18 protein-coding genes and 2 pseudogenes are annotated in these 26,416 nt (G+C 70.7%); 8 read left to right on the top strand and 12 right to left on the bottom strand.

From position 1 onward, the window contains the following. Nucleotides 1–64: 64 nt before the first annotated feature. A complete protein-coding gene (locus tag ACF07B_RS23785; RefSeq protein WP_392180398.1) occupies nt 65–2,482 on the top strand; it encodes a SpoIIE family protein phosphatase in 2,418 nt (805 codons plus the stop codon). 181 nt (nt 2,483–2,663) lie between these two features. Here ACF07B_RS23785 and ACF07B_RS23780 read toward each other — a convergent pair whose 3' ends face one another. Together ACF07B_RS23780 and ACF07B_RS23775 are read right to left on the bottom strand one after the other, a co-directional pair. Further along, the gene (locus tag ACF07B_RS23780) at nt 2,664–3,377 is read right to left on the bottom strand and encodes an HAD family hydrolase (protein WP_392180397.1); all 714 of its coding nucleotides are present in this window, start codon (nt 3,375–3,377) and stop codon (nt 2,664–2,666) included. 125 nt (nt 3,378–3,502) lie between these two features. Further along, nucleotides 3,503–4,309, bottom strand: coding sequence for a DMT family transporter (locus ACF07B_RS23775; RefSeq protein ID WP_392180592.1), 807 nt, complete (start codon nt 4,307–4,309; stop codon nt 3,503–3,505). Nucleotides 4,310–4,722: 413 nt separating this feature from the next. Here ACF07B_RS23775 and ACF07B_RS23770 point away from each other — a divergent pair, with 413 nt between their 5' ends. Further along, on the top strand, nt 4,723–5,856 hold the full coding sequence (locus ACF07B_RS23770; RefSeq protein ID WP_392180396.1) for a PP2C family protein-serine/threonine phosphatase: 1,134 nt from the start codon (nt 4,723–4,725) through the stop codon (nt 5,854–5,856). A gap of 9 nt (nt 5,857–5,865) precedes the next feature. On the opposite strand, the gene kstD is transcribed toward ACF07B_RS23770, so the two are convergent. Continuing rightward, nucleotides 5,866–7,668: a 3-oxosteroid 1-dehydrogenase gene (gene kstD / locus ACF07B_RS23765; RefSeq protein WP_392180395.1), complete on the bottom strand. Its 1,803-nt coding sequence runs from the start codon at nt 7,666–7,668 to the stop codon at nt 5,866–5,868. A gap of 249 nt (nt 7,669–7,917) precedes the next feature. On the opposite strand from kstD, the gene ACF07B_RS23760 reads away from it, so the two are divergent. Continuing rightward, complete coding sequence (locus tag ACF07B_RS23760) at nt 7,918–9,561, top strand: GMC oxidoreductase (protein WP_392180394.1); 1,644 nt, start codon at nt 7,918–7,920, stop codon at nt 9,559–9,561. Between the two features lie 69 nt (nt 9,562–9,630). Here the strand turns inward: ACF07B_RS23760 and ACF07B_RS23755 are convergent, their stop codons facing one another. Together ACF07B_RS23755 and ACF07B_RS23750 are read right to left on the bottom strand one after the other, a co-directional pair. Next, entirely contained in the window at nt 9,631–10,110 is a 480-nt protein-coding gene (locus ACF07B_RS23755; RefSeq protein WP_392180591.1) for a carboxymuconolactone decarboxylase family protein, read from the bottom strand. A gap of 9 nt (nt 10,111–10,119) precedes the next feature. Continuing rightward, entirely contained in the window at nt 10,120–11,193 is a 1,074-nt protein-coding gene (locus tag ACF07B_RS23750; RefSeq protein ID WP_392180393.1) for a dihydrodipicolinate reductase, read from the bottom strand. A 157-nt stretch (nt 11,194–11,350) separates the two neighbouring features. Between ACF07B_RS23750 and ACF07B_RS23745 the strand changes: the two genes are divergently transcribed. After that, nucleotides 11,351–11,971: an L-threonylcarbamoyladenylate synthase gene (locus tag ACF07B_RS23745; RefSeq protein WP_362408217.1), complete on the top strand. Its 621-nt coding sequence runs from the start codon at nt 11,351–11,353 to the stop codon at nt 11,969–11,971. Between the two features lie 80 nt (nt 11,972–12,051). On the opposite strand, the gene ACF07B_RS23740 is transcribed toward ACF07B_RS23745, so the two are convergent. Then, nucleotides 12,052–14,406: a M4 family metallopeptidase gene (locus ACF07B_RS23740; protein ID WP_369481495.1), complete on the bottom strand. Its 2,355-nt coding sequence runs from the start codon at nt 14,404–14,406 to the stop codon at nt 12,052–12,054. Nucleotides 14,407–14,881: 475 nt separating this feature from the next. On the opposite strand from ACF07B_RS23740, the gene ACF07B_RS23735 reads away from it, so the two are divergent. Together ACF07B_RS23735 and ACF07B_RS23730 are read left to right on the top strand one after the other, a co-directional pair. Further along, the gene (locus ACF07B_RS23735; protein ID WP_369481447.1) at nt 14,882–17,125 is read left to right on the top strand and encodes an MMPL family transporter; all 2,244 of its coding nucleotides are present in this window, start codon (nt 14,882–14,884) and stop codon (nt 17,123–17,125) included. 79 nt (nt 17,126–17,204) lie between these two features. Beyond that, on the top strand, nt 17,205–17,783 hold the full coding sequence (locus tag ACF07B_RS23730; protein ID WP_392180392.1) for a GNAT family N-acetyltransferase: 579 nt from the start codon (nt 17,205–17,207) through the stop codon (nt 17,781–17,783). Here the strand turns inward: ACF07B_RS23730 and ACF07B_RS23725 are convergent. Next, entirely contained in the window at nt 17,744–17,980 is a 237-nt protein-coding gene (locus ACF07B_RS23725; RefSeq protein ID WP_362408212.1) for a DUF6296 family protein, read from the bottom strand. The genes ACF07B_RS23730 and ACF07B_RS23725 overlap by 40 nt on opposite strands. 188 nt (nt 17,981–18,168) lie before the next feature. Here ACF07B_RS23725 and ACF07B_RS23720 point away from each other — a divergent pair, with 188 nt between their 5' ends. Then, nucleotides 18,169–20,901, top strand: coding sequence for a SpoIIE family protein phosphatase (locus ACF07B_RS23720; protein ID WP_392180391.1), 2,733 nt, complete (start codon nt 18,169–18,171; stop codon nt 20,899–20,901). Nucleotides 20,902–20,970: 69 nt separating this feature from the next. Here ACF07B_RS23720 and ACF07B_RS23715 read toward each other — a convergent pair whose 3' ends face one another. Further along, nucleotides 20,971–22,608 carry an MFS transporter gene (locus tag ACF07B_RS23715; protein WP_392180390.1) on the bottom strand — a complete coding sequence of 546 codons (1,638 nt, stop codon included), beginning with the start codon at nt 22,606–22,608 and terminating at the stop codon, nt 20,971–20,973. 115 nt (nt 22,609–22,723) lie between these two features. Then, nucleotides 22,724–22,870 (bottom strand): annotated as a pseudogene (locus ACF07B_RS23710) (multidrug ABC transporter permease); the annotation flags it as partial. Between the two features lie 295 nt (nt 22,871–23,165). Between ACF07B_RS23710 and ACF07B_RS23705 the strand changes: the two are divergent. Beyond that, the gene (locus tag ACF07B_RS23705; RefSeq protein ID WP_392180389.1) at nt 23,166–24,509 is read left to right on the top strand and encodes a chloride channel protein; all 1,344 of its coding nucleotides are present in this window, start codon (nt 23,166–23,168) and stop codon (nt 24,507–24,509) included. Nucleotides 24,510–24,586: 77 nt separating this feature from the next. Here ACF07B_RS23705 and ACF07B_RS23700 read toward each other — a convergent pair whose 3' ends face one another. The 3 genes and pseudogenes from ACF07B_RS23700 to ACF07B_RS23690 form a co-directional block, all read right to left on the bottom strand. After that, nucleotides 24,587–25,069, bottom strand: a complete 483-nt coding sequence (locus tag ACF07B_RS23700) for a hypothetical protein (protein WP_392180388.1) — start codon at nt 25,067–25,069, stop codon at nt 24,587–24,589. A 249-nt stretch (nt 25,070–25,318) separates the two neighbouring features. Beyond that, nucleotides 25,319–25,555, bottom strand: a pseudogene (locus ACF07B_RS23695) (ABC transporter permease); the annotation flags it as partial. Nucleotides 25,556–25,869: 314 nt separating this feature from the next. Then, on the bottom strand, nt 25,870–26,416 hold a 547-nt coding region (locus tag ACF07B_RS23690; protein WP_392180387.1), incomplete at its 5' end, for a tetratricopeptide repeat protein.

Raw genomic sequence — 26,416 nt, 5'->3', positions numbered from 1 at the left:
GACACCCGCCGCTGCCGCCCCTCCCCCGCCCTGCCCAGGGTCCCCGCCGAGGAGCGGCCGCACGATGAACAGTCCTGAGACGACCGGCCCGGTCGTCCCCGATGCCACGGACGACGTCGCGGACGCCGGGCAGGCCGGCGAGCTGTCGGGCGTGTCCCGGACGTCTCCGGTCGGCCGGCTGGCGGCCACCGTCGAACGGCTGCGCCGCGAGGTCCGGACCGCGCAGGCGGAGGCCGACGGACGGGCCCTGATCGAGCTGGCCAAAGGCATCCTCGTCGAGCGGCTGGGCTGTGGACCGGCACAAGCCGCCCGCCAGCTCACCGAGTTGGCCGAGCAGGCCAAGGTGCCGCAGCTCCAGCTCGCGGTCGAGATCATCAACCAGACGGCCCACGACCGGCTTTCGGAGGTGACCAGCGCCTTCCTGTCCGCCACGGCGGAGCATCCGCCCGAGGACGACGCCCCCGCGGTACGGCTGCGCGCGGCCGAGAGCGGCGCACTGGCGGCCGGCGACAGCCAGGCGGTGGCCGACTCCCTGCTCCAACACGCGCTGACCCCGCTCGGGGCGGTCGCCGTGGCCATCTGGGCGGCGGACGCCGATGGTTCGCTCTCCCTGGCGGGCAGCGCCGGGTTCTCGGCGGCCGAGGCGCGGCGCTGGCGCTACGTTCCCCCGGGCGTGGCGACGATGGCGCGCCGGGCGCTGTCCGACCGTACGGCGCAGTGGGCGGGCTCGCTGAGGGACACCGGGCTGCCCTCCATCGGGCACGCGGAGCATCCGGACGGCGGACGGGTCGCGGTACCGGCCGGCTCCGGAGGCCGGATCCACGGCGTCCTGGAGATCGCGTGGCCGTCCGCCCTGGTGCCTCAGTCACCGCAGGTGGTCCGTCAGGTCGAGGCACTGGCCGAACTGTGCTCGCACACCCTGGAGACCCACGCGCCGCCGGGCGACCTCCACGACGTGCGGGGGACGGCCGATGTCTGCGAACTGATCGACCTGGTGGACGGGTTGCACGATCCCGCCCTGGTTCTGGTCCCCGAGCTCGACGACCAGGGACGGCTCGCCGACTTCCGCATCCGTCATGTGAACGGGCGCTTCCTCGATCCGGCCGGCCGGCCGCGTGGCACCGTCCAGGGGGCGCTGCTGCTGGAGGCCTATCCGCTGGCCGCGGGAGACAGCGGCCTCTTCCCGTGCGTCGAGCGCGTCTACGCCACCGGGGAGCCGTTCCGGGCGCGGCGCATGGATCTGACGGCGCTGGTCGACCAGGTGCGGCTGTCGGCCGTGGCCGACATCAACGTCAGCCGGCACGGCGGAACCGTACTGCTCATCTGGCGCATAGAGGACGAGACGGCGCGGCTGGCGAGTCTCCTTCAGCACGCCCAGCGGCTCGGCAGGATCGGCGGCTTCGAGGAGAACCTGCTGACCGGCGAGACCATCTGGAACGAGACGCTCTTCGATCTGTACGGCCGCTCCCCCTCGGGCGCCGCCGTACCGCTGGAGGAGCTGGCCGCGCACGCCCACCACGACGACGCCGTCACCATCGGCCGCTTCCTGCGGACCGTCCTGCACCATCGCCGGCCCGCGTCGGCCGCGTTCCGGCTCCAGCGTCCCGACGGCGTGACCCGGCACATCCGCGTGGTGGCCGAGCCGGTGCTCGACGCCGACGACCGGCTGTTCGCGGTCCGCGGGGCCTACCAGGACATCTCGGCGCAGCACTGGACCGAGGTGGCGCTGGCGGTCACCCGTGACCAGCTCGCGCACACCGAGCAGCAGGCGCACGAGCGCAACCGGCTGACCCTCCAGCTTCAGCACGCGATCATGCCGCCGGCCCAGGCGCCGTTGCGGGCTCCGGGCCTGGACGTGGCGGTGCGCTACCGGCCCGCGGAGACCGAGCAGCTCGTCGGGGGCGACTGGTACGACGCCGTCGTGCTGTCGTCCGGCCTGGTCCTGCTGTGTGTCGGCGATGTGGCCGGTCACGGGATAGAGGCGGCGACCAGCATGGTGGTGCTGCGCAACGCGCTGCGCGGACTGGCCGTGACGGGTGCGGGGCCGGGGCAGCTGCTGTCCTGGCTCAACATCGTGGCGCACCATCTGACGGGCGGGATCACCGCCACCGCGGTCTGCGGGATCTACGATCCGCGCCGCCGCGTGCTGCGCTGGGCGAGGGCCGGGCATCTGCCGCCCGTTCTGGTCCGGGACGCGGACGCCAACCCGCTGCCGCTCCTCAAGGGCATCCTGCTCGGTGCCGTCCCCGAGGCGACGTTCGAGGAGGACGAGGTGCAACTGGAGATCCACGACACGCTGCTGATGTACACGGACGGTCTGATCGAACGGCGGGACCGCTCGGTGGAGGTGTCGCTGCGCCAGCTTCTCACCGCGGCCCGTACGACGTCCGGGACGCTGGACCATCAACTCGACCGGCTGCTGACGTACAGCAGGTCCGACACCGACGACGACACCTGCATCGTCGGTATCCGGGTGGAGTAGGGGCGCACGAATGCGGCCCCGCCGGCAGCCGGGGGGAGTGACTGCCTGCGGGGCCGTGCAGCTCGGGTGTCGCCAGGGGGGTAGCTTCCCGAGCTGTCTCAGGATGCTGTTGCCCGGCTTCCGGCGATGCATGCACACGGGTTTCCGGCCGGGATTCCCCTCGTATGGCCGAACGATCGGCTCACGCGGCGTCCCGCAGGGCACGCAGGAGCGGTTCCAGGGAGTCCGTGACGCACCGCTCGGGAACGCCGGCCTCCCTCAGTGCCCGCGCTCTGGCGGGGTGGCGGGCGTATCCGAGGAATCGGACACCGGCGCGGTGCGCCGCCGCGTGGTCCGCCGGGGTGCCGCCGATCATCAGCGAGGCGTCCGGTGCGGCCCCCATGGCGTCCAGGGCCAGTGCCAGGGCTGCCGGACGGGGAGATAGCGTTCCCTGATCCGGGGCCCGGCCGAATATGTACGGGGCGAAGCGGGGCGTGAGCCCCCGGGCGTCCAGGTACGAGGTGACGGCCCGGGCCGATGTGCCGGTCGCCACGGCGAGGCTCGCCCCGACCGCCGCCCAGGTGTGGATCAGCGGATCCGCGTACGCCGTCGGCATCGCGGTGCGCACCGCCTCCAGCTCCGCCCGGGTGAGCCACGCGTCGAGCCGGGCGACGGCTTCGCTGCCCGGGTGCCGTCCGGCCGCCGCCGTCAGGTCGCGGCAGGGGTCCGCGGGGCCGCGCTCCTCCTCGGTGGGCACCGGGCCGAGGCCCGCCTCCGTCAGCCGGTCCCGCTGGGCCCGCGCGAGGGCCGTCGCCGAGGGCCCGGAGAACAGCTGGCAGATCGGGCCGTCGAAGCCGAGGACGACATACCGCGTCCGTGCGACCAGTTCCCGAACGTTCTCGATCCGACTCGTCACCACCAGGGTCTTTCCCGTCCCGGCAGTCACTAAGCGAGCGGGCGCCGGCCGGTCGCCCCCGGCCGGCGTGGCCGCGGGTTCGCCGTCGGTCAGGGGCGGGCGGGGCAGGCCGGGCCGAGCGGTCGTCAGTGGGCCATGTCCGCGAGGTGCGGGACCACGCGGGTCAGCCGCAGGACGCCCCACAGGACCAGTCCGGCGCCGATCAGCTCGGGCAGCAGCCACCAGCCCGTACGGATCGTCTCGTCGAAGAGCGTGACACCGAGCACCAGGCTGAGTGTCGCGTCGCCGATGGTCAGCGCGGGCTGCGAGGCGGCCAGCGGGCCCGCCTGGAGGGCGTTCTCCAGCAGCAGGACGGCGGTGATCCCGGTCAGGACGAAGCCGTACGTCTGCCACACGCCCAGGAAGGCGGCGAACCCGTCGTCGTCGAGTGTGCCCACGGCCGATTTGAGGAGGGCGGCGGTCAGCGCGTTGCTGATGGCCGACGCCGCTCCCAGCATGGCCGCGCGGAAGAGCGGCGGGCGGCCCGGACGGGCGACGAGGACCGCGGCCGCCACGGTGCCCAGGCACAGGATCAGGACCGGGATCCAGCGTGCCATGGAGGCGTCGGACCGTGCTCCCGAGGGGGCGGCCGCGAGCAGGACGAGGCCGAGGCCGGCCACCACACCGGCCACCGCCTGCCATCCGGCGCGCGAGAGGCGCCGGTGCAGCAGCGGGACGGCGATCATCAGGGCGAAGGGCAGTTCCAGGATGAACAGGGGCTGCACCAGGGACAGCGGCCCGTTCGCCAGCGCGAGCGCCTGGAAGAGCGCCGCCCCGATCACCCCGGCGATACCGATCAGCCAGGACGGCTGCCGGGCCAGCCGGATGATGAGCCGCAGTCCGCCGCCTTCGCTGACGCGCGAGGCCGCCTTGCGCTGGAACGCCGTGCCCATCGCATTGCTGGCTGCTCCCAGGAGTGCGAACAGCACGGCCAGTCCCGTCACTCCTCCACCATGCCCCGACACGGGTGCCGGGGCCTCCCCGGGGCGCCGCCCGCGGGTCCCGTGCGACCGCGTCCGGTTCGGCGTGACGGCGAGCGGTCGGGAGGGCGGGCCGAGGCGTCGATGGCCGGGAAGTCGGGTGGGATGGAACATCGGCGACGGGGCATCCGCCTCGTGGAGCCCCGTCATCTCATCCCCGTGATGGCGGGGCTTCGTGCCGCCCGCCCGGCCAGGAATTCTCCGGCCGGTCGCCCCTTCCCCGCTCCGGCGGCCACCGGACCGCTCCGGCCAGCACGCGTCCGCGAACCGATCAGAGTGCGTGACGCCGCGGAAGGGGGGAGCGTGGTGGGAAAGGGAGGAGTGCCATGGCCACCAAGGCCTCGCCCGGCCGGCGGGACGACCACCGGGGATGGCTGCGCGGCTCGCCCCCTCCGCGCTGGGTACGGCTGCTCCCGCCCGTCCTGCTGGTGGGCGTCTGTGTGGGGGAGCTCGTCAGCAGTGAGGCGCTGGACATCGGCTTTCTGCTGGGTGCCATCCCTTCCCTGGCCGTCCTCTCCTACGGCCCCCTGGGGACGGCCGCCTTCGGCGTGATCGTCGTGGTCCTGATGAACGTCCCCGCCCTCGATCTGAACCGTCCGGGCAACGCGGACCTGGTCACCATCAGCTTCATCGCCGTGCTGAGCGTGTTCGTGTCGCTCGTGCGCAGCCGCAGGGACGCGCATCTGGTCACCGTGCGGTCGGTCGCGGAAGCCGCTCAGCTCGCCGTGCTGCCGCCGCTGCCGGACCGTGTCGGACCCGTCCGCTGCGCCGGGCTCTACCGGCCCGCGCAGCGGGAGACGCTGGTCGGAGGTGACTTCTTCGAGGTGCGCGACGGGCCGTTCGGCGTCCGGGCCGTCATCGGCGACGTACAGGGACACGGGCTGTCGGCCGTGGGGACGGTCGCCTCGCTGCTCGGGGCGTTCCGGGAGACGGTGCTCGACCAGCGTGATCTGGAGGCCGCCGCCGCCCGACTCGACCGCAGGCTGGTGGTGGACTCGGCTTCGGTCGATCACGCCGAGCTGTTCGCCACGGCACTGCTCCTGGAGTTCCCGCCCGGCACCGACACCGTACGGCTGGTGTCCTGCGGGCACCCTCCGCCGCTGCTGCTGCGTGGCGGGAAGGCACTCGAACTCGACGCCGAGCCCGCGGCCCCGCTGGGGCTGGGGTTCTTCGAGCTGTCCCCGCCGAAGAGCCGCACCGTCGAGCTGGAACCCGGCGACCGGCTGTTCATGGCGTCGGACGGGGTGAGTGAGAGCCGGGACACCACCGGGGCCTTCTACCCGCTGCCGGACCGGCTGGCCGCGCTCGCGGAGGAGCCGTCGGACGTGCTCGTCGACCGCCTGTGGGAGGACCTCGTCGCGTTCTGCCCCTCGATCCGCGACGACGTCTCCGTCCTGGTCCTGTCGCCCCGGCTCCGCGGCGACGGGACCGACGGCGGCAGCGAGGGCGACCGCGGCTGAGGGGCCCCGTCAGGTCGCCGCGATGTCGAGTGCAGCGATGTAGCCGAACGTCATCGCGGGACCGATCGTCGAACCCGCTCCCGCGTAGCTGTGGCCCATGACGGCCGCGCTGGCGTTGCCGGCCGCGTACAGGCCGGGGATCACCGTGCCGTCCGGGCGCAGGACGCGGGCCCGGGCGTCGGTGCGCAGGCCGCCCTTGGTGCCGAGGTCGCCCGGGACGATCCTGAACGCGTAGAACGGGGGAAGCCACAACGGGGCGAGGCAGGAGTTCGGGAGGACCGCGGGGTCCGTGTAGTAGTGGTCGTAGGCGCTGTCACCGCGGTGGAAGTCGGTGTCCCTGCCGCTCAGGGCCAGGCTGTTGAAGCGGCTGACGGTGGTGCGCAGGGCGGCCGCGGGGACACCGACGCGGCCGGCGAGGTCGTCCAGGGTCCACGCCTTGTACACGGCGCCGGACGTGTACCAGGAGTCGGGGAACGTGAAGGTCGGAGCGACGTCCTTGAACAGGTAGCGGTTGCGGTAGTTCTGGTCGACGACCAGCCAGGCCGGGATGTCGGGGGCGCTCGGGTGGCGGTCGTACATGGTGTGCACGACGTCGCTGTAGGGTCCGGCCTCGTTGACGAAGCGCGCGCCGGCGGCGTTGACCAGCAGGCCGCCGGGCAGGGTGCGTTCGGCGAGGCAGAAGTAGGGCTGGTCGGGCAGCGGGATGGCCGGTCCCCACCAGGCGTCGTCCATCAGGTCGAGCGCGGCTCCGGCGCGCCGGCCCGCCTGGATGCCGTCGCCGGTGTTCTCCTTGGCGCCCACCGTCCAGGCGGTGCCGATGGGCTGCCGCTGGAATTCGGCGCGCATGGCCGCGTTGTGCTCGAAGCCGCCGGAGCCCACGATGACCCCGCGCCGGGCCCTGACCAGTCCCGGCGCGCCGTTGCGGGTGACCACCGCGCCGGTGACGGCGCCGTTCTCCACGAACAGGTCGGACAGCGGGGTGTTCAGCCACACCGGGACCTGGGCGGCGAGCAGGCCGGCGCGCAGCCCGGCCGCGAGCGACTGGCCCATCGTCAGCGGCTTCTGGCCGAGCAGCGCCGCCTTGGTGCCGCGCGCCAGGCACTCGGTGGCGACGGCCGCGCCCTTGGCGCTCACGGCCGCGAGGGTGAGCCATTTGTAGTCGGCGCTGAAGACGACCATGCCGGCCGGGACGGTCATGTACGCCGGGTTCAGGTGGGCGAGTTCGGCTCCGAGGATGGTGCCGTCGAGTTGGTCGGGCTCCATGGAACGTCCGCCCGGGAGGCCGCCGGGGAGTTCCGGGTAGTAGTCGCTGTAGCCCTCCATCCAGCGGAAGCGCAGCGGGCTGTTGGCCATGACGAAGGAGATCATGGCCGGTCCGTGGCCGAGGAAGGCCTGCTGCCGGCCGGCGGGGACGTCCGGGCCGACCACGGCGGCGAGGTAGGCGGCGGCCTTCGCCGGGGTGTCGGGGACGCCGGCGGCGAGGATCACCGGGTTGTTGGGGATCCAGATGCCCGCGCCGGAGCGGGCCGCGGAGCCGCCGAAGGTGGCCGCCTTCTCCAGGACGACGCAGCTCAGTCCCCGTTTCGCGGCGGTGAGCGCCGCGGTCATCCCCGCCGCTCCCGAGCCGACCACGACGACGTCGTAGGTGCCGAGCGGGGGCAGGTCGGCCGCCGCCGCGGACCCGGTGGAAGCCGCGGCGCCCGTCGCGAGCGCGAGTGCGGCGCCCGTGGCCGTGCCGAGCACCCCCCGCCGTGACGGGCCGGGTGCGGGAAGGGGGTCGGTACGTCTGGCGGGGTCCGCGCTCGGCGACATGGCAGGGCTCTCCAGCAGGCGAGGGAAGGTGAGGCGTTCCGTTGCTCCGGGAGCCGGCAGGCCCCCGCCGTAGCGGTTCTGATGCAGCGTCAGGAATGTCGCGCGAGGGTCTTGTGAAGTCAAGGGCAAGCCCGTCAGAGCTCGCCGATCACCCCAAGATCGGACAGAAGTTACCAACCGGTATGTAGTGACTTAGCAAGCCAGCAACAGTAGAACCTGTTCCCACTCATCGAGAGTGAGGAGTGTCACATGGGTGACATCAACCAGCAATCCAAGGACTCCAGGGGTGTTTCGCGCCGACGATTCATAGCTGGAACAGGTTCTATTCTTGGAGCAGTGAGCCTTGCCGGTCGCGCCGTCGCGGCCCCCGCACAGATCGCCACGGCGGCCTCGTCGATCCCTTCCGGAGCACACGTCCCCGTCCTGGTGATCGGCACCGGATACGGCGGTTCGGTCGCCGCCCTGCGCCTCGCCCAGGCGGGCGTCGACGTGCAGATGGTCGAGATGGGCATGGCCTGGGACACACCGGGCTCGGACGGCAAGATCTTCGCCAACACGACCAGTCCGGACCAGCGTTCGTACTGGCTGCGCACCAGAACCAAACAGCCCCTCAGCAACTTCCTCGGCTTCCCTATCGACAAGGACATCCCCCGCTACACGGGGATCCTGGACGCCGAGGAGATGGGCCAGATCATCGTGTACCAGGGCCGTGGCGTCGGCGGCGGATCACTGGTCAACGGCGGCATGGCGGTCACCCCCAAGCGGGAGAACTTCGGCGCCATCCTCCCGTCGGTGAACGCCGACGAGATGTACGCGACCTACTACCCGCGCGCCAACGCCGCGCTCGGCGTCGGTCTCATCGACCCGGCGTGGTTCGACACCACCGACTGCTACCAGTACGCACGGGTCGGCCGTAAGCAGGCCCAGCGCTCCGGGTTCCCCTTCGTCTTCGTGCCCGACGTGTACGACTGGGACTACATGAAGCGGGAGGCCGCGGGCACCGTCACCAGGTCGGCCCTCGCCGGGGAGATCCTCTACGGCAACAACTACGGCAAGAAGTCACTCCAGAAGACCTACCTCGCCCAGGCCGCGTCCACCGGAAGAGTCACCATCTCACCGCTGCACAAGGTCACCTCGGTCTCCCCCGCGTCGGGCGGCGGCTACACGGTCCTGATCGACCAGCTCAACACCACCGGGGACACCACCGCCACCAAGACGGTGACCGCGGACCGGGTGTTCTTCGCCGCCGGAAGCGTCGGAACGAGCAAGCTCCTGGTCAGGCTGAAGGCCACCGGCGCGCTGCCCGGCCTGAACGGCGAGATCGGCCAGGGCTGGGGCGACAACGGCAACGTCATGTGCGGCCGGGCCAACCACCTGTGGGACCCGACCGGCGCGCTCCAGTCCAGCATCCCCTGCGGCGGCATCGACAACTGGACCGCCGGCGGCGCGTTCGCCGAGGTGGCGCCGCTGCCCACCGGCATCGAGACCTACGCCTCGTTCTACCTGTCCATCACCAAGAACCCGAACCGCGCCCAGTTCACCTTCAACTCCTCCACCGGCACCGTCGACCTCAACTGGCAGACCGCCTGGAAACAGCCCGCCATCGACATGGCGAAGTCCATCTTCGACAAGATCAACGCGAAGGAGGGGACGATCTACCGGACCGATCTCTTCGGTGTGTACAAGATCTGGGGCGACCATCTCACCTACCACCCGCTCGGCGGCGCCGTGCTCAACAAGGCCACCGACAACTACGGCCGCCTGCGGGGCTACGCGGGCCTGTACGTCATCGACGGCGCGCTGATCCCCGGCAACACCAGCGTCAATCCGTTCGTCACCATCACCGCCCTCGCCGAACGGAACATCGAGAACATCATCGCCGTGGACCTCTAGCGGGTCCGGGCCGCGCGTGGGGCCCGGAGCCGCTTTGGGGGCCAGAACCGCCGGGTGAACCCGCGCCTCTCAGTGGATGGGCAGAACACACACGGCGTCCAGCCCCAGCACATGGTTGAGCCGGCCGAACGCCAGCCAGGAGCCGATGCTCATCGTCAGCTCCACGATCTCCCGCTGGCTGTACAGCGCCGTCATCCGTGTCCAGAACTCCTCGTCCAGACCGTGGTGATCCAGGGCGTACCGCTCGGCGTACTCGGCTGCCAGCCGTGTCCGCTCGTCGAAGGCACCGGTGGTGCGCCACTGGGTCACCGCGTCAGCGAACTCCTCCTCGACCTTCAGACCCTCCCGTTCCGTGCGCCAGTCGAGACAGAACAGGCACCCGTTGATCTGCGCGATCCGCAGCCGGGCGGCCTCGAACTCGCGCAGGCCCAGCGTCGTGTGCTCGTACACCGACAGGGAGAAGTTCGCGGCGGCCATGCCGATGCCGGGCACCATCTCGCCCCACACGTATCCGATCGGTTCCTGTCCCTCGGGAATGTCGATGCGCAGGGTCATGGGTCACTTCCTTCCGAGTCGGCCGACTGCGGGGCGCAGCGGGACGTCGAGTGCGTCGTAGAGCCCTGGTTCGGCGTCCACCAGCCAGTCGATGGCGCCGACCAGGCGGCCGACCGCGGTGGCGTTCCCGCCGGCGGAGCGGTTCTCGCCCTCGTCGGTGGCCGCGACGGTGACCTCGATGCGCGGGCGCCCCTCGATGATCACGCGGTGGGCACCGTCCCCGCCGGGCGGCGTCGGCCAGTCCGGCGCGCAGGAGGCGTGGATGCGGGTCACGTGCTCGATGACGATCCGGGGCTCTCCCCCGACGATCCCCTGCACCTCGAAGCGCACGGCGCCCTGGGTGCCGGCCGCGAACTCCCCCATCGTCCGGGTGTTCACCGTGTCCGGGAGCGGGCGCCGCTCCAACGTCTCGCGGATGTCGTCGAGTTCGACGCCGAGGGCCCGAGCCATGAGCCGTATCTGGCCGCCCCACACCATGGTCGGGATCGACGGGGCGAGCATCAGCGGCTCGTAGTCCATCGGCTGTCCCATACCGACCAGGTACCGTACGGACTCCTCCTGTTCGTATGTGGAGTAGTCGAAGATCTCCTGGCAGCGGATGGCGTCGACCGTGGTGCCCAGACCGCTGATCAGCAGGGGCAGGACGTCGTTGCCCCAGCCCGGGTCGACCCCGGAGACGAACAGGGAGCCGCCGCCGTCGGCGATGGCGGCGAGCACGGGGTCCCGGAACTCGGGCGGGGCGTTGCGCTGGTCGTAGAGCGGGTAGAGGGCGGGGGTGACGACCACCGCACCGGCCCGGATCGCCCTGCCGATGTCGGCGAGGGCCTCGTCGGGGCGGATGTCGCCGGTGGCCGCGTAGACCACGGCTCCGGGGTCACCGGCCAGGACGGCGTCGATGTCGTCGCTCGCCGCGACGCCGAGGCCGTGTCCGAGGCCGGCGAGGTCGCCCGCGTCGCGGCCGACCTTGCCGGGGTCGTGGACGAGGACGGCCGCGAGTTCGAGTTTCGGGTGGGCCTCGACGGCGCGGATGGCCGCGCGGCCGACATTGCCGGTACCCCAGACCACCGTGGAAATCATGCGGCGGAGGGTAGCGAGACGGCCTCAAGGTTCCTATAGCCGTGACCGGGGAGAATTCCGGCGGTGGACCGGAGCCTCTGTCACCGCCCGGACGTCGGGCCGCACGGCCACCGACCGGGCGAGCCCGGGAACGGCCCACAGGCTCTAGGCTCGCGGCATGGCCAAGTACTTCGACGTTCACCCGGAGAATCCGCAGCGGCGCATCATCGGCCAGGTGGTGGAGATCGTCCGCAGCGGCGGGCTGATCGTCTACCCGACGGACTCCTGCTTCGCACTCGGCTGCGCGCTCGGCAACCGGGACGGGATCGACCGCATCCGCTCGATCCGCCAGCTCGACGAGCGCCACCACTTCACGCTGATGTGCGAGGACTTCGCACAGCTCGGACACTTCGTACGGATCGACAACGCGGTCTTCCGTACGGTCAAGGCGGCTACGCCCGGCAGTTACACCTTCATCCTGCCGGCGACGAAGGAGGCTCCGCGCAGGCTGCTGCACCCGAAGAAGAAGACCGTCGGGGTGCGGATCCCCGATCATGCCGTCGCGCAGGCGATCCTGGCCGAACTCGGCGAGCCGCTGCTGTCGAGCACCCTGCTCCTGCCGGAGGAGGACAAGCCGCTGACCCAGGGCTGGGAGATCAAGGACCGCCTCGACCACGTGGTCGACGCCGTCATCGACTCCGGCGACTGCGGCACCGAGCCGACGACCGTCATCGACTTCTCCGGCGGCGGGGCCGAGCTCGTACGCCTCGGAGCGGGGGACCCCTCCCGGTTCGAGTAGCCCCGGAAAGCGGCGTGCGACGTGGGTCCTCGCGGAGGACCCACGTCGCTGCCGTTGTGGGGGGATGCCGGGCCCTGAGGTCAGCTGGTCGTCACGGCGGTGTCATCCACGACGAAGCTGGTCTGCAGGGAGGAGTCCTCGACACCGCTGAACTTGATGCTCACGGTGGTGCCGGCGAACGAGGACAGGTCGAACGTCTTCTGCGCGTAGCCGGTGGCCTTGTTGAGGTTGGAGTAGGTCGCCAGCGTGGTCGATCCGGCGGTGACCGTCAGCTTGTCGTACTGCGAGCTGGTGGTGGTCTCCGCGGTGTCGATGTGCAGGTAGAAGGTGAACGAGGCCTTGCAGCCGCTGGGGATGGTCACCGACTGGGAGAGCGTGTCGGTGTGGGTGGAGCCGTAGCCGTCCAGCCAGGCCTTGTACGAACCGGCGTGGGCCGCCTCGTCGGTGTCGTTGTTGATGACGCCGCTGGTCGCGGTCCAGGTGGTGCTGCCGGACTCGAAGCCGGCGTTGCCGAGCAGCTGCGCCGAGGTGCAGGTGCCGCCGCCACCGGAGGAGCTGACGGTCCAGGTGAACGACGCGGTGCCGGTGGCGCCGGTGCTGTCCTTGACGGTCACCACGGTGCTGTACGTACCGGCGGTGGTCGGGGTCCCGGTGATCGCCCCGGTGGAGCTGTTGATCGACAGGCCGGTGGGCAGGCCGGTCGCGGAGTACGTCAGGGAGCCGGTGTTCGTGCTGCTGGCCGAGACCTGCAGGCTCACCGCGGTGCCGACGGTGGAGGACTGGCTGCCCGGGTTGGTGACGGTCACGCCGCTGGTCGGCGGGGTGACGTGGCTGCCGACGGCGATGCCGGCGAAGGCGTTCGCCACCCCCGCGTACTGCGCCGAGCCGGCGCCGTACAGCGCGGTCGCGGCGTTCAGCGCGGCGGTGCGGGCGCCCGCGTAGTTGGTGCTGGACGTCATGTACGTCGTCAGCGCCTTGTACCAGATCTGCAGGGCTGCGGCGCGGCCGATGCCCGCGACGGCCACGCCGTCGGAGGTCGAGCTGGTGTACGTGGTGCCGTTGATGACCTTGGTGCCGCTGCCCTCGGAGAGCAGGTAGAACATGTGGTTCGCCGGGCCCGAGGAGTAGTGGACGTCCAGGTTGCCGACGCCGGAGTACCAGCTGTCCGCGGAGCCGCCGTCCTTGCTCGGCTTGTCCATGTAACGCAGCGGCGTGCCGTCACCGTTGATGTTGATCTTCTCACCGATGAGGTAGTCGCCCACGTCGGAGGAGTTGTTGGCGTAGAACTCCACACCGGTGCCGAAGATGTCCGAGGTGGCCTCGTTGAGGCCGCCGGACTCACCGGTGTAGTTCAGGCCCGCGGTGTTGGAGGTGACGCCGTGGCTCATCTCGTGGCCCGCGACGTCGAGCGAGGTCAGCGCGTGGGTGCTGCTGGTGCCGTCGCCGTAGGTCATGCAGAAGCAGCTGTCGTCCCAGAAGGCGTTGACGTACGCCGTGCTGTAGTGGACGCGCGAGTAGGCGGCGACACCGTTGTTCTTGATGCCGCTGCGCCCGAAGGTGTTCTTGTAGAAGTCCCAGGTCATCTGGGCGCCGTAGGCCGCGTCCGCGCCGGCGGTCTGGGTGTTGGAACCCGCGCCGGTGCCCCAGACGTCGTCGGCGTCCGTCATCAGCGTGCCGGTGCCGGAGGTGCCGTTGTTCAGCGAGTACGTCTTGTGGCTGCCGCGGGTCGAGTCCGTGAGCTGGTACGTCGATCCCGACAGCGTGGTGTTCAGCGTGACGGTGCCGCTGTACTGGGTGTTGCCGGTGCCGGTCTGGATGCCCTCGTACCGGGTGAGTTCCTTGCCGGTGGTGGCGTCGGTGACGACATGCAGCTTGCTCGGCGTGCCGTCGTCCTGGAGGCCGCTGATCACGGTCTCCCAGGCGAGCCGGGGGGTGCCGGTGCCGGCCCAGATGACCTTGCGGGCGCTCTCGGTGGAGGGCTTCTCCGCCTTGAGCGACTTGGCCGCCTTGAGCGCCTGGGCGCCGGCGGTCGCCTTGGTGACGGCCGGGGTGGTGCTCGCGACCTTGATGGCGTGCTTGTTGTTGAAGGTCGTGCCCACCGTGCCGGTGGCCCGCGAGGCGGGCGGGGTGTGGACCACGATGTCGCCGCCGAGCACCGGGAGGCCGGCGTAGGTGCGCTCGTAACGGGTGTGCAAGGTGCCGTCGTTGTCCTTGACGACGTCCTTGACGACCAGCTTCTCCTTCGAGCCGAGGCCCAGGGTGCCGGCGGTCGCGGTGGTCTGCTTCGATGCCTTCGTCAGCAGCGCCACGTGCTGGGCCGGGGTCAGCTTTGCCTCAAGTCCCCCCGTGCGCAGGGGGGTTGTGTGGGGGGCGGGCTTGGCGACTGCCGGGACCGTCTGTATACCGACGGCCAGGAACGCGGCGGTGGCCACCATGGCTCCGGCCGCGGTCGCCTGACGGGGGAAACGTCTCACTCGTACTCCTACTGCTTCGGCCGCGGTCGGCGGCCGGTGACAGGCCGGGCAGACGGGATGTGCTGTCCGGGGAAGAGCTGAGCAGGGGCGCGCGGGAACGCGGCTGTGGGCAGGCCATGGACGACCTGTCCTACAGGTGGGGGAAGGATTGCACTCTTGACCTAGCCATGACATGCCGTTGCGGGCGATCGAGGGTTATCCCTACGCCCGCACACCGAAACCCCCTGCCGGGCGCCGCGTTCCCCGGACGACGCCGTCCGGGCCGATGCCGAAGGCGACCGGAGCGGATCGGCGGATCCCGGACCGCCGGACGACGGTTCGGTGGATCCCGGACCACCGGACGGCGGGGAGACGCCGAGATTCCCGGCGGGCCGCGATGATCGTCGCGTCGTTTAATGACGGAGTCGGAGGAGTCGTCCTCGAGCAGGAGCTGCCCATGTCGGCGACACAAGGCCCTTCAGCCAGCGGGCCGACCAGGCCTGGAGTGCTGCAGCGGCTGGGCGAGTGGTGCGCCCGCCATTTCGTGATCGTGATCGTGGCGTGGCTGGTCGCCCTCGGCGTGCTCCAGGGGCTGAACCACTCCTTCGGCGGACAGTACTCCGACAACTTCTCGCTGCCGGGAGTGCAGTCCACGAAAGGGCTGGACGTACTCCAGAAGCACGATCCGGCCGCGGGCGGCTACAGCAGCCAGATCGTGCTGCGCGACACGCAGAAGCCGCTGACCTCGCTGAGTTCCCAGATGAGCCAGACCATCGACTCCCTGGAGAAGCTGCCGCACGTCATGTCGGCGCAGAACCCGCTGCCGCCGCCCGGGTCCCAGCCCTCCTCGGGGCAGTCCCAGCAGCAGAACGTCGGACCGCTGTCCAGCGACGGGAAGACCGGGTACATCACGGTCCGTTTCGATGTGCAGCCCTCGACCCTCGGCGACGAGTACCTCCACGGGGTGGACAGCGCCGTCCAGCCGCTGCGGTCCGCGGGCGTGGACGTCGAGTACGGCGGGCCGCTGGGCGAACTGGCCAGGCCCGCGGCGAACGACAAGATCAGCGAGCTGATCGGGTTCGCGGTGGCGATCGTCGTCCTGCTCGTCGGGTTCGGCAGTGTCATCGCGGCGGGTCTGCCGCTGGTCACCGCCCTGGTCAGCGTGGTGGGCGGCCTGGCCGTCCTCGGTCTGCTCGCCGCCGCGACCACCTTCGCGACCGTGTCACCGACGCTCGCCACCATGATCGGGCTGGGCGTCGGCATCGACTACGCGCTGTTCCTGATCACCCGCCACCGGCAGAACCTCATCAACGGGGCCGACCCCGTGCGGGCGGCGGGCCGGGCCGCCACCACCAGCGGACGGGCCGTCCTGGTCTCGGGCTGCACCGTGATCGTCGCCCTGGCCGGGCTGTCGGTCTCCGGTGTCTCGTTCATCAGCAAGCTCGGCCTCGCGGCGGCCGTCACGGTCGTCTCCGCGGTGGCCGGCGCGCTGACCCTCGTACCCGCCCTGCTCGGGCTCATCGGCAGGCACATCGACCGCTACCACGTGCGCACGCCGATCGCGGAGACGAACGCCGAGCCCGGGGCGCCCGCCACCGGCACGTGGCACCGCTACGCCCAGCGCGTCGAGCGGCATCCCTGGCGGTTCCTGACCGGCGGCCTTCTCACGGTGGTCGTGCTGGCCATCCCCCTGTTCACGATCCAGCTCGGGCACATCGGTGACGGCGCCGACCCCAAGTCCTTCACGGACAGACGGGCGTTCGACATCATGTCGGACTCCTTCGGGCCCGGCTCCAACGGCCCGCTGACCGTCGTCATCGACCAGACCGGCGTACCGTCCGACAAGCGTTCCTCGCTGGAGTCACAGGCGCAGAAGACGCTCGACGGCGTGTCAGGGGCGGCCGTGGTCACGCCGCTGACGGCCACCCAGGACGGGGACGTGCTGGTGGGCACGGTCTACTCCAAGGTGTCCCCGCAGAACCAGGACACCACGGACCTGACGAACCGTCTGGTGGACGACACCCTGCCGCAGGCGGTGACCGGGACCTCCGCCAAGGGTTACGTCACGGGCACGACGGCCGCCCAGGTCGACTTCCGGAACATCGTCTCCAGCCGGCTGCCCCTCATCATCGCCGTGGTGGTGGGACTGGCCTTCATCATCATCCTGATCGTCTTCCGCGGCCTGCTCGTCGCGCTGAAGGCGGCCGTCCTCAACGTGCTCTCCATCGCCGCCTCCTACGGTGTCGTCGTCGCCGTCTTCCAGTGGGGCTGGGGCGGACCGGCGCTCGGGGTCTCGGGCAAGGTCCCCATCGAGAGCTATGTGCCGATGATGATGTTCGCGATCATCTTCGGGCTCAGCATGGACTACGAGATCTTCCTGCTGTCGCGGGTCCACGAGTTCTGGCTGCGCAGCGGGGACGCGAAGGCGAGCGTCGCGCACGCCCTGGAGATCACAGCCCGCGTGATCACCTGCGCCGCCCTGATCATGATGAGCGTCTTCGCCGCGTTCATCCTGAGCGACAGCATCGTCGTCAAGATGCTCGGCCTCGGGCTCGCCGTGAGCGTGCTGATCGACGCGACGGTCGTACGGCTCCTGATGGTTCCGGCGGTGATGACGCTGCTCGGGCCGCACGCCTGGTGGTCACCGCGCTGGCTGGACCGGATCCTCCCGCACATCGACCCGGAGGGCGAGAACCCCTAGGGACGGTGCCGGCGCGCTCCCCCGGGGCCCGCGCCGAAATCCGCGTGACCGGGGGCGAGCGGGTCCCTAGCATGGCGTGATGCCCCGCATCGAACGCCTGCGTCCCGACCACGCGCCCGCGCTGCTCTCGTTCGAGCGGGAGAACCGCGCCTACTTCGCCACGTCGATCTCCGACCGCGGCGACACCTTCTTCGCCCGGTTCGACGCCCTGCTGAACGAACGTCTGGCCGAACAGGCCGAGGGCCTCGCCCACTTCCATGTCGTGGTGGACGACTCCGGCGCGGTGCTGGCCCGGGTCAACCTGGTCGATGTGGCACACGGTGCGGCCGACCTCGGATACCGCGTCGCCGAGCGGGCCGCGCGGCAGGGGCTCGCCACGGCCGCCGTACGGGAGATGTGCGCCCTGGCGGCGGGCGCGTACGCCCTGAACACCTTGCGCGCCGTCACGACCCTCGACAACACCGGATCCCGGACGGTTCTGGCCCGCGCCGGATTCCTCGTGACCGGCGAGATCGCGCTGAACGGGCGTCCGGGCCTTCGCTTCTCCCGGGATCTCTCCACCGCCGACGCGGTTCCGCCCGCCGCCGACGCCGTGCTTCCGGCCGGGCGCGCCACCGGTCAGGAGAGCGGTTCGGCGGCCGGGTTGATCGGCGACTGATAGGCGCCGCTGGCCAGCATGCGGACCTCGCCCGCCGGGCTGATCTCGGCGCGGAGGATGCCCGTGGGATCGCTGTAGACCGGGTGGCCGCCCGGCCCGTGGGCACTCGTCCGCTCGACGACCACCTCATCCGTCACCATGCGCGCATCCGGTCCGGGATGGGTGAAGGTCAGCCGGTAGCGGTCAACGGTCTTCATCAGGGCCTCCGCGCCGAAGCGACACATGCGGGTAAGGGGGTCTATGTCTCCATCATGCGTCCACGCGCCCGCGCGCCGCGTCGCCCGCGCCGGGCGCGCCCGCCGACCGGCGTCGCGACCGGTGGAGTCAGCGATCACGGAACGTGACGCCTCTCGCCACCGGACGCCGGGCAGTGTAGACATAGCTCATGGTCGGACTATTGGGTCGAACCCGGGCTCAGTCGACCCGCCGCCCCAGTACAGCGCACCACCAGCGCGGGCCACACGACGGCAAGCACAGGCACAGCCCGCCCAACGGGCTACGTTCCGCCCTGGGCGGGCGCAGTGTCGCCGGACAGGTGTTCGTCCTGCAAGTGGTGATCGTGCTGCTCCTGGTCGTCGCCGCGGTGGTCGCACTGGTACTCCAGGTGCGGCATGACAGCACGCAGGAGGCCCGCAACCGCTCTCTGGCCGTCGCGGAGACCTTCGCCAGCGCGCCCGGCACGCGCGCGGCGCTCAGCGCCCCCGATCCGACGGCCATCCTGCAGCCCAGCGCCGAAGCCGCCCGCAAGGCGTCGGACGTGGACTTCATCGTCGTGCTGAACACCGACTCGATCCGCTACACCCACCCCAAGCCCGACCGGATCGGCAAGAAGTTCGTCGGGACCACCGCTCCCGTCCTGGCCGGGCACGCCATCACCGAGCAGATCACCGGGACGCTCGGACCGCTGGTGCAGGCCACGGTCCCCATCAAGGCACCCGACGGCAAGGTCGTCGGCATGGTGTCCGCCGGGATCACCACGGCGACCGTGGGCGGCACGGCCGACCACCAGCTGCCGCTGCTGCTGGGCGCCGCCGCCGTGGCACTCGCCCTGGCGACCGCGAGCACCGCGCTGGTGAGCCGGCGCCTGCTGCGCCAGACGCACGGCCTCGGCCCGTACGAGATGACCCGGATGTACGAGCACCACGACGCCGTGCTGCACTCCGTCCGGGAAGGCGTGATCATCATCGGCGCGGAGGGGCAGCTCCTCCTGGCCAACGACGAGGCGAACCGGCTGCTCCACCTGCCCGCGGACGCCGAGGGACAGCATGTCCAGGAACTCGGCCTCGACTCGGGCACCGCGGAGCTGCTGGCCTCCGGCCGCGTCGCCACCGACGAGGTGCACCTCGTCGGGGACCAGCTCCTGGCCATCAACCAGCGGCCCACGGACCTGCGGGACGGGCCGGCCGGAAGTGTCGCCACGCTCCGTGACTCGACCGAACTGCGCGCCCTCTCCGGCCGCGCGGACATCGCCCGCGAGCGACTCAAGATCCTCTACGACGCCGGCGTGCGCATCGGGACGAGTCTGGACGTCACCAGCACGGCCGAGGAGCTGACGGCGGTCGCCGTGCCCCGGTTCGCGGACTTCGTCACCGTGGACCTGGCCGAAGCCGTACTCAACGGCCAGGAGCCGGACGCGGGTGCCGGCCTGCGCCGCACCGCCTACGGCGGCATCCGCGAGGACGCCCCGCTCTATCCGGTCGGGGAGCACATCGGGTTCGTCCCCTCCACACCCCAGGCCCACAGCCTGCGCACCGGGGAGGCCGTGGTCGAGCCCGACCTCGGGGGTGCCCCGGGCTGGCTGGCCCAGGACCCGAAGCGCACCGCACAGGTCGTCGACTACGGGATCCACTCCCTGATCACGGTCCCGCTGCGCGTCGGGCCCCTGGTCATGGGCGTGGTCAATTTCTGGCGCTCGGAGAAGCCCGACCCGTTCGACGTGGACGATCTCGCCCTCGCCGAGGAGCTGGTCGCCCGTGCGGCCGTCTCCATCGACAACGCGCGCCGCTACACGCGCGAGCACACGATGGCCGTGACCCTCCAGCGCAGCCTGCTGCCGCGCACCCTGCCCGACCAGAGCGCCCTCGACCTCGCCTACCGCTATCTGCCGGCGCAGGCGGGGGTCGGCGGCGACTGGTTCGACGTGCTGCCGCTGCCCGGTGCCCGGGTCGCGGTCGTCGTCGGCGACGTGGTCGGCCACGGACTGCTGGCCGCGGCGACGATGGGCCGGCTGCGTACGGCGGTCCACAACTTCTCGGCGCTCGATCTGCCGCCGGACGAACTGCTCGGCCTTCTGGACGAGCTGGTCGGCCGGATCGACCAGGACGAGCTCCCGGACGACACCGGAGCCGCCGTCACGGGCGCCACCTGTGTGTACGCCGTCTACGACCCCACGACCCGGCGCTGTACCGTCGCCCGCGCCGGACACCCGCCGCCCGCGGTGATCCGCCCGGACGGCAGCGTCGACTTCCCCGACGTGCCGGCCGGCCCCCCGCTCGGCCTGGGCGGTCTGCCGTTCGAGACGGCCGAGCTGGAACTGGCGGAGGGCAGCCGACTGGTGCTCTACACGGACGGCCTGGTCGAGGACCGGGAACGGGACATCGACGTCGGGCTCGAACTGCTGCGCACGGCGCTGGCCGGAGCCGACCGCTCACCGGAGGACACCTGCCAGGCCGTGTTGAGCGCCCTCCTCCCGGCCCGGCCGAGCGACGACATCGCCCTGATCGTGGCCCGTACCCACACGCTCGACCCCGACCGGATCGCCTCGTGGGAGGTGCCGTCCGAGCCGTCCGCCGTGGGCGAGGTGCGCGCCTCGGTCAGCCGGCAGCTGGCCCGGTGGGGGCTCGACGAGCTGACGTTCACCACGGAGCTGATCCTCAGCGAGCTGGTGACCAACGCGATCCGCTACGGCAACGGGCCCATCGGGGTCCGCATGCTCCTGGACCGCACGCTGATCTGCGAGGTCTTCGACGGCAGCAGCACCTCGCCGCATCTGCGGTACGCGGCGACGACGGACGAGGGCGGGCGCGGCCTGTTCCTGGTCGCCCAGCTCACCGACCGCTGGGGCACCCGCTACACGCCCGAGGGCAAGGTCATCTGGGCGGAACAGCCGCTGCCCTGAGCCGGGCTCGCGCCCGTGGGCGCACCCTCCGGGGCGCGCCCAGGTCGGCCGGGCCGCCCCCGGCCCGGGTCAGTCGGGGGCGGGTGGGCCGTCGCGGGCGTCCGACTCGGCCACCGGGGTCGCGCCGGTCGGGGCCCCCTCGGCGTCGCCGGCCGGGTCCACCGGAGTCATGGAGGCTGCGCCTCCCTGGAGCCGCTCCAGGTCGGAGGGGCGCACCTGGATGACGAACAGGGCGACCAGCGCGGCGACGACCGCGAAAGCGGCGGCGGCGACGAACGCGCCCGTGATGCCGGACGTCAGCACCTGGCCGCTCCAGGGCGCGGGCAGCTGTCCCGTCCTGCGGAACTGCAGTTGCTGTGCCGGGGTCGCGCTCGACAGGAAGTCCGCGACCTGGTCCGTGGCCTCGTTGCGGCTCGCCGTGCCGAAGACCGTGACCAGCACGGACAGGCCGAGGGATCCGCCGACCTGCTGGGTGGCGTTGAGGATGCCGGAGGCGGCACCCGTGTCCTTGGGCCGTACCCCGGACACCGCCATCAGCGTCAGCGACACGAACTGCAGGCCCATGCCGAAACCGAAGACGAGGGTGGGTCCGAGGATGCTTCCCAGATACGTGCTGTCGACGTCGGTCAGCGTCAGCCAGCCGAGGCCCAGCGCGGCCAGGATCGCGCCCACCGCCATGAAGGGTTTGGGACCCCACCTGGGCAGCAGGTTCGAGGCGACCCCCGCGCCGATCGCGATGATCACGCTCACCGGCAGGAAGGCGAAGCCCGCCTCCAGCGGGCTGAACCCGAGGATGTTCTGCACGAACAGCGTCAGGAAGAAGAACATCCCGAAGATGGCGGCGGACAGGCTCAGCATCATGGCGTAGACGCCCGAGCGGTTGCGGTCGCGGAACATCCACAGCGGCGTGATGGGCTGTCTCGACCGGCGTTCGACGGCGATGAACGCGATCAGGAACACCAGGGCGGCACCGAAGGACGCCAGGGTGAGGGGGTTGCTCCAGCCCTTCTCCGAGGCCCGGATGAAGCCGTAGACCAGCAGCACCATACCGAGCGTGGAGGTGATGGCGCCGAGGAGGTCGAAGTGGCCCGGGTGCCTCTCGGACTCCCTGATGTAGCGGGGGGTCGCGAGCACGATCAGCAGACCGATGGGGATGTTCACGAAGAACACCCACCGCCAGTCGAGCCACTCGACGAGGACACCTCCCGCGAGCAGCCCGATCGCGCTGCCGCCCGCGGAGACGGCGGCGAACACGCCGAACGCCCTGTTGCGCTCGGGTCCTTCGCGGAAGGTGGTGGTGATGAGCGACAGGGCCGTGGGTGAGGCGATCGCGCCGCCGACGCCCTGAAGCGAGCGGGCGGCGAGCAACTGCCAGGAATCCTGGGAGAGTCCGCCGAGCAGCGACGCGAACACGAAGAGCAGCACGCCGAACATGAACATCCGCCGTCGGCCGAGGATGTCCCCGGAGCGTCCGCCGAGCAGCAGCAGACCGCCGAAGGTCAGCGTGTAGGCGTTGATCACCCAGGACAGGTTCTCGGTCGAGAAGCCGAGCGAGGTCTGGATGTGCGGAAGCGCGATGTTCACGATGGTGATGTCGAGGACCACCATCAGCTGACAGGAGGCGATGACGAGGAGTGCGATACCGCTGCCTCGGCCCCGCTGCGGGGACTCGGCAGACTCGGAGGATGTCACGTGATCGGCCGTCATCGGAGATGGCCCTGGATCGCGGGTCGGCGGCGAACGTGGATGTTCACTCCACCGACGTTAAGCCTGCCCGCCCGGCCTCACCAATCGATCAACGGGCGGGGCCGGGATCACCGTCTCACCTGGCCAGCCGTCCCAGCAGCGACGAGGCCGACAGGACACCGAGGGCCGCGGCCACGGCCAGGACGCCGTAGTCGAGGGCCAAGTGCGCCGGCGTGCCGAGCAACAGGCCGCGCAGGGCATCGACTTGATAGCTGAGCGGGTTGACTCCGCGCCGGGACGACGTGGAAGACCGACGTGGCATGAACAAGGTGTGCGCCACCCCGTCTGCGACCGGCGGAGCCAACCGTCGCGCTGTGAGCGCAGACCTCTGGCCAGCACCAGCACAGCCGCCGACGAGACCATCGTGACGGACGGTTGGCTCAGCCGGACTGCTCAAACGGGTGAACGCTGCGGTCTCGCGAGCACCGCAGCCGGGGTGAATCCCTACCCCGTGGTAACACCTGATGCGGGTCGCCCGAACCCGCGGCCCCAGTCCCGTCTGCGAGGAATGGATGCGTATGCCGGCCGGACCCGCCACCGCCCCACAGAACCCCCTCGAAATCGTCCGCAGCCGCAGCTACATCTCCCTGCTGGCGATCTCGGCCGTGCTGGGCGTCCCCATCTCCTGCGTGGCCTACGGATTCCTCGCCCTCGTCTCCGAACTCCAGTCCTTGCTCTACGAGGACCTGCCCAAGGGCCTCGGCTTCAGCGGAACACCGGACTGGTGGGCCGTACCCCTGCTCGCCGTGGCCGGCGCGATCGTCGCCCTCACCATCCGCCACCTGCCCGGAAAGGGCGGGCACGAGCCGGCCGAAGGACTCAAGACCGGCGGTACCCCGTCGGTGACGGCAGTGCCCGGCGTGGCCCTCGCCGCGATCGCCACGCTCAGCTTCGGTGCCGTCCTCGGCCCGGAGGCCCCGCTCATCGCCCTCGGCGGTGGACTGGCGGCCGGGGCGATCCGGATGCTGAAACGCGACACCCCTCCGACCGGCCTTGCCGTCGTCGCGGCAGCGGGCAGCTTCGCGGCGATCAGTGAACTCCTCGGCTCCCCCCTGCTCGGAGCGTTCCTGCTCATGGAAGCCTCCGGCCTGGCCGGCCTGATGCTCGGCGTGGTGCTGGTGCCCGGACTGCTCGCCGCAGGCGTCGGCTCCCTGATCTTCACCGGCCTGGACAACTGGACCGGACTGGGCACCTACTCCCTGTCCATGACCCAGGTGCCGCCCGCCGACCGGCCGACACTCGCCGCGTTCGGCTGGGCGATCCTCGCCGGCCTCGCCGCCGCGATCCTCGGCGAGGCCATCCGCCGCTCGGGCCAGTACCTGCAGCGACATGTCGAACGGCGCAGGCTGCCCCTCACCGTGGCGATGGGCGTATGTGTCGGACTGTTCGCCCTGCTCTACGCCACCATCACCGGTAAACCGATCTCCGGAGTGCTGTTTTCCGGCGAGAGCACCATCGGCTCCCTCCTGGCCGACCAGGCCACCTACTCCCTCGGCACCCTGCTGCTCCTCGTCGTGTTCAAGTCCCTCGCCTACAGCGCCTCCCTCAGCGCCTTCCGGGGAGGTCCCGTCTTCCCGTCCCTGTTCGTCGGCGGTGCGGGCGGGCTGGCCATGTCCCACCTCCCCGGCCTCGACGCCACCACCGGCTTCGCGCTCGGCATGGGCGCCCTGAGCGTCGCCATGCTCAAACTGCCGATGACCTCGGTCCTGTTGGCCACCCTGCTCCTGGGTACCGTGGGACTGACCGTGATGCCGTTGGTGATCGTGGCCGTGGTCGTCGCATACGTACTGACTCTCCGACTCGCCAAGCCCGAAATTCCTCAACTCGGCGAGCGGAAACCCGACACGCCGACCGTCCCCTGACCTTGCAGGACGGGTCGACCCCAGGTCATCAGGCCCGGGGTGTCGGCACAGGGTCTGGAGGCCTGCGGATCGCTCGGCTACGAACCGATCCAAGAGGGGCGGACGTCGAAGCGACCGGAAGCCACGTAGTCCGACAGGCGGGTGGGATCGGGCTCGATGAGCTTCAGAATGTCGCAGGCGTAGGCGACGGTGTCGGGCCGTCGTGCGGCTGCGATCTCGGCGTAGAACAGCCATAGTCCCTGCCGGGCAGCCTGCTGGCACGCTTTCGAGACGTCTTCGTCGTCGTTGTAGACGAGTCTCAGTAGCAGATCGAGTATCTCGGTCCTCGCACCGACGGACAGCTCTTGTGTGAGGGCTGCCATCAGCACCGACACGGCGGGGACAGCCGGCTCCTGCGGGAACGACTGGATCATGAGGTGGTTTTCGAGGCCGAGAGCCCACGCGTCTTCCCGCGTCTTGGCGGCTGCCAGCAGCAGGAAGTCGCCGGGCAAATGAGCCGCGCTGTGTTGGCACGCGCATCGGAGCGCGGCCCAGTCGTACCTGTCCAGCTCTGCCTTCATGAGCTCACCGGCGTTCAGCGCGTGCCTCCTCGATGGTCACCGCGACAGCCCTGTTTCCATCTGCCTGTCGCAACTCGCACGCTGACGGAGCGGGATTGCCACCGGGCGCGAGTGCCTCGGCGACGATACCCGGCCCGATGACCATGGCGGTCGGACTCTCCTGAGCCGAGGGCCCGCCCGTCAACCTTCGGTGAGAACCGCTCGTCGTCGGTCTCAAGCAGCGCCTGTCCGGGGGCTGTTTCGCCGTCCTCACCTGGCCAGCCGTCCCAGCAGCGACGAGGCCGACAGGACACCCAGGGCCGCGGCCACGGCCAGGACGCCGTAGTCGAGGGCCAGGTGCGCGGGCGTGCCGAGCAACAGGCCGCGCAGGGCGTCGACCTGGTAGCTGAGCGGGTTGACCAGACTGACGGCCTTCAGCCAGCCGGGCATGACGGCCACCGGGTAGAGGGCGTTGGAACCGAAGAACAGGGGCATGGTGATGGCCTGGGTCAATACAGGTTCACAAGGTATTTGCCGTCGCTGGATGCCTTGCTGTCAGAACGTCCGATGCACCTATGGCGTGCACCACGCCTGCGCACGAGATGGGCATGAACGCGATTTGAACGTGCCACCTGGTGCCAGCACGTGGTCAGGCCGTGACTCGCTCGAACATCGCCAAGGGCTCGGGCTTCGACTGCACCTGTGACCATAGGCGGACGCGCCAAGTCATGAGTCCTGGGATCTCTTGGCGCTGCGCGCAACGCCTCGGCGAATGTAGCCTTTTGAGCTTTCGTCTCCAGCCCTTGGCACGCAGGTTGTAGCTAGGGTTCGTCTCTTGTTAGGTCTTCCAGCGCTGCACGGATCGCACTGAGGTTGTTCAGGTGGATGGCGGTGCTGGGGTGGTCGGGGCCGAGGGCTGCCTCGGTGATGGCCAGCGCCCGCTCCTTCAGCGGCAGGGCTTCGGCGTGCCGCCCCAGATCACTGAACGTGCTGGCGAGATTGCCCAGGTGGATGGCGGTTCTGGGGTGGTCGGGGCCGAGGGCTGCCTCGGCGATGGCCAGCGCCCGCTCCTTCAGCGGCAGGGCTTCGGCGTGCCGCCCCAGCGCACTGAACGTGCTGGCGAGATTGTTCAAGCAGATGGCGGTGTTGGGGTGGTCGGGGCCGAGGGCTGCCTCGGCGATGGCCAGCGCCCGCTCCATTAGCGGCAGGGCTTCGGCGTGCCGCCCCAGATCACTGAACGTCTTGGCGAGATTGTTCAAGCAGCGGACAGTGTTGGGGTGGTCGGGGCCGAGGGCTGCCTCGGTGATGGCCAGCGCCCGCTCCTTCAGCGGCAGGGCTTCGGCGTGCCGCCCCAGATCACTGAACGTG

The organism is Streptomyces sp. NPDC015532 (assembly GCF_043078065.1).
In the GTDB taxonomy this organism is placed as follows: Bacteria; Actinomycetota; Actinomycetes; order Streptomycetales; family Streptomycetaceae; genus Streptomyces.
The sequence above is the reverse complement of the archived record's forward strand: the minus strand, read 5'-3'. Positions and strand labels throughout refer to the sequence as shown.

Bases quoted from the DNA above. Each gene is read 5' to 3' on its own strand.
- ACF07B_RS23750 (WP_392180393.1), bottom strand. From the start codon at position 11,193: ATGATTTCCACGGTGGTCTGGGGTACCGGCAATGTCGGCCGCGCGGCC.
- ACF07B_RS23740 (WP_369481495.1), bottom strand. From the start codon at position 14,406: ATGGTGGCCACCGCCGCGTTCCTGGCCGTCGGTATACAGACGGTCCCG.
- ACF07B_RS23735 (WP_369481447.1), top strand. From the start codon at position 14,882: ATGTCGGCGACACAAGGCCCTTCAGCCAGCGGGCCGACCAGGCCTGGA.
- ACF07B_RS23715 (WP_392180390.1), bottom strand. From the start codon at position 22,608: ATGACGGCCGATCACGTGACATCCTCCGAGTCTGCCGAGTCCCCGCAG.
- ACF07B_RS23705 (WP_392180389.1), top strand. From the start codon at position 23,166: ATGCCGGCCGGACCCGCCACCGCCCCACAGAACCCCCTCGAAATCGTC.
- ACF07B_RS23770 (WP_392180396.1), top strand. From the start codon at position 4,723: ATGGCCACCAAGGCCTCGCCCGGCCGGCGGGACGACCACCGGGGATGG.
- kstD (WP_392180395.1), bottom strand. From the start codon at position 7,668: ATGTCGCCGAGCGCGGACCCCGCCAGACGTACCGACCCCCTTCCCGCA.
- ACF07B_RS23745 (WP_362408217.1), top strand. From the start codon at position 11,351: ATGGCCAAGTACTTCGACGTTCACCCGGAGAATCCGCAGCGGCGCATC.
- ACF07B_RS23700 (WP_392180388.1), bottom strand. From the start codon at position 25,069: ATGAAGGCAGAGCTGGACAGGTACGACTGGGCCGCGCTCCGATGCGCG.
- ACF07B_RS23730 (WP_392180392.1), top strand. From the start codon at position 17,205: ATGCCCCGCATCGAACGCCTGCGTCCCGACCACGCGCCCGCGCTGCTC.
- ACF07B_RS23775 (WP_392180592.1), bottom strand. From the start codon at position 4,309: ATGGGCACGGCGTTCCAGCGCAAGGCGGCCTCGCGCGTCAGCGAAGGC.
- ACF07B_RS23785 (WP_392180398.1), top strand. From the start codon at position 65: ATGAACAGTCCTGAGACGACCGGCCCGGTCGTCCCCGATGCCACGGAC.
- ACF07B_RS23720 (WP_392180391.1), top strand. From the start codon at position 18,169: ATGGTCGGACTATTGGGTCGAACCCGGGCTCAGTCGACCCGCCGCCCC.
- ACF07B_RS23760 (WP_392180394.1), top strand. From the start codon at position 7,918: ATGGGTGACATCAACCAGCAATCCAAGGACTCCAGGGGTGTTTCGCGC.
- ACF07B_RS23725 (WP_362408212.1), bottom strand. From the start codon at position 17,980: ATGAAGACCGTTGACCGCTACCGGCTGACCTTCACCCATCCCGGACCG.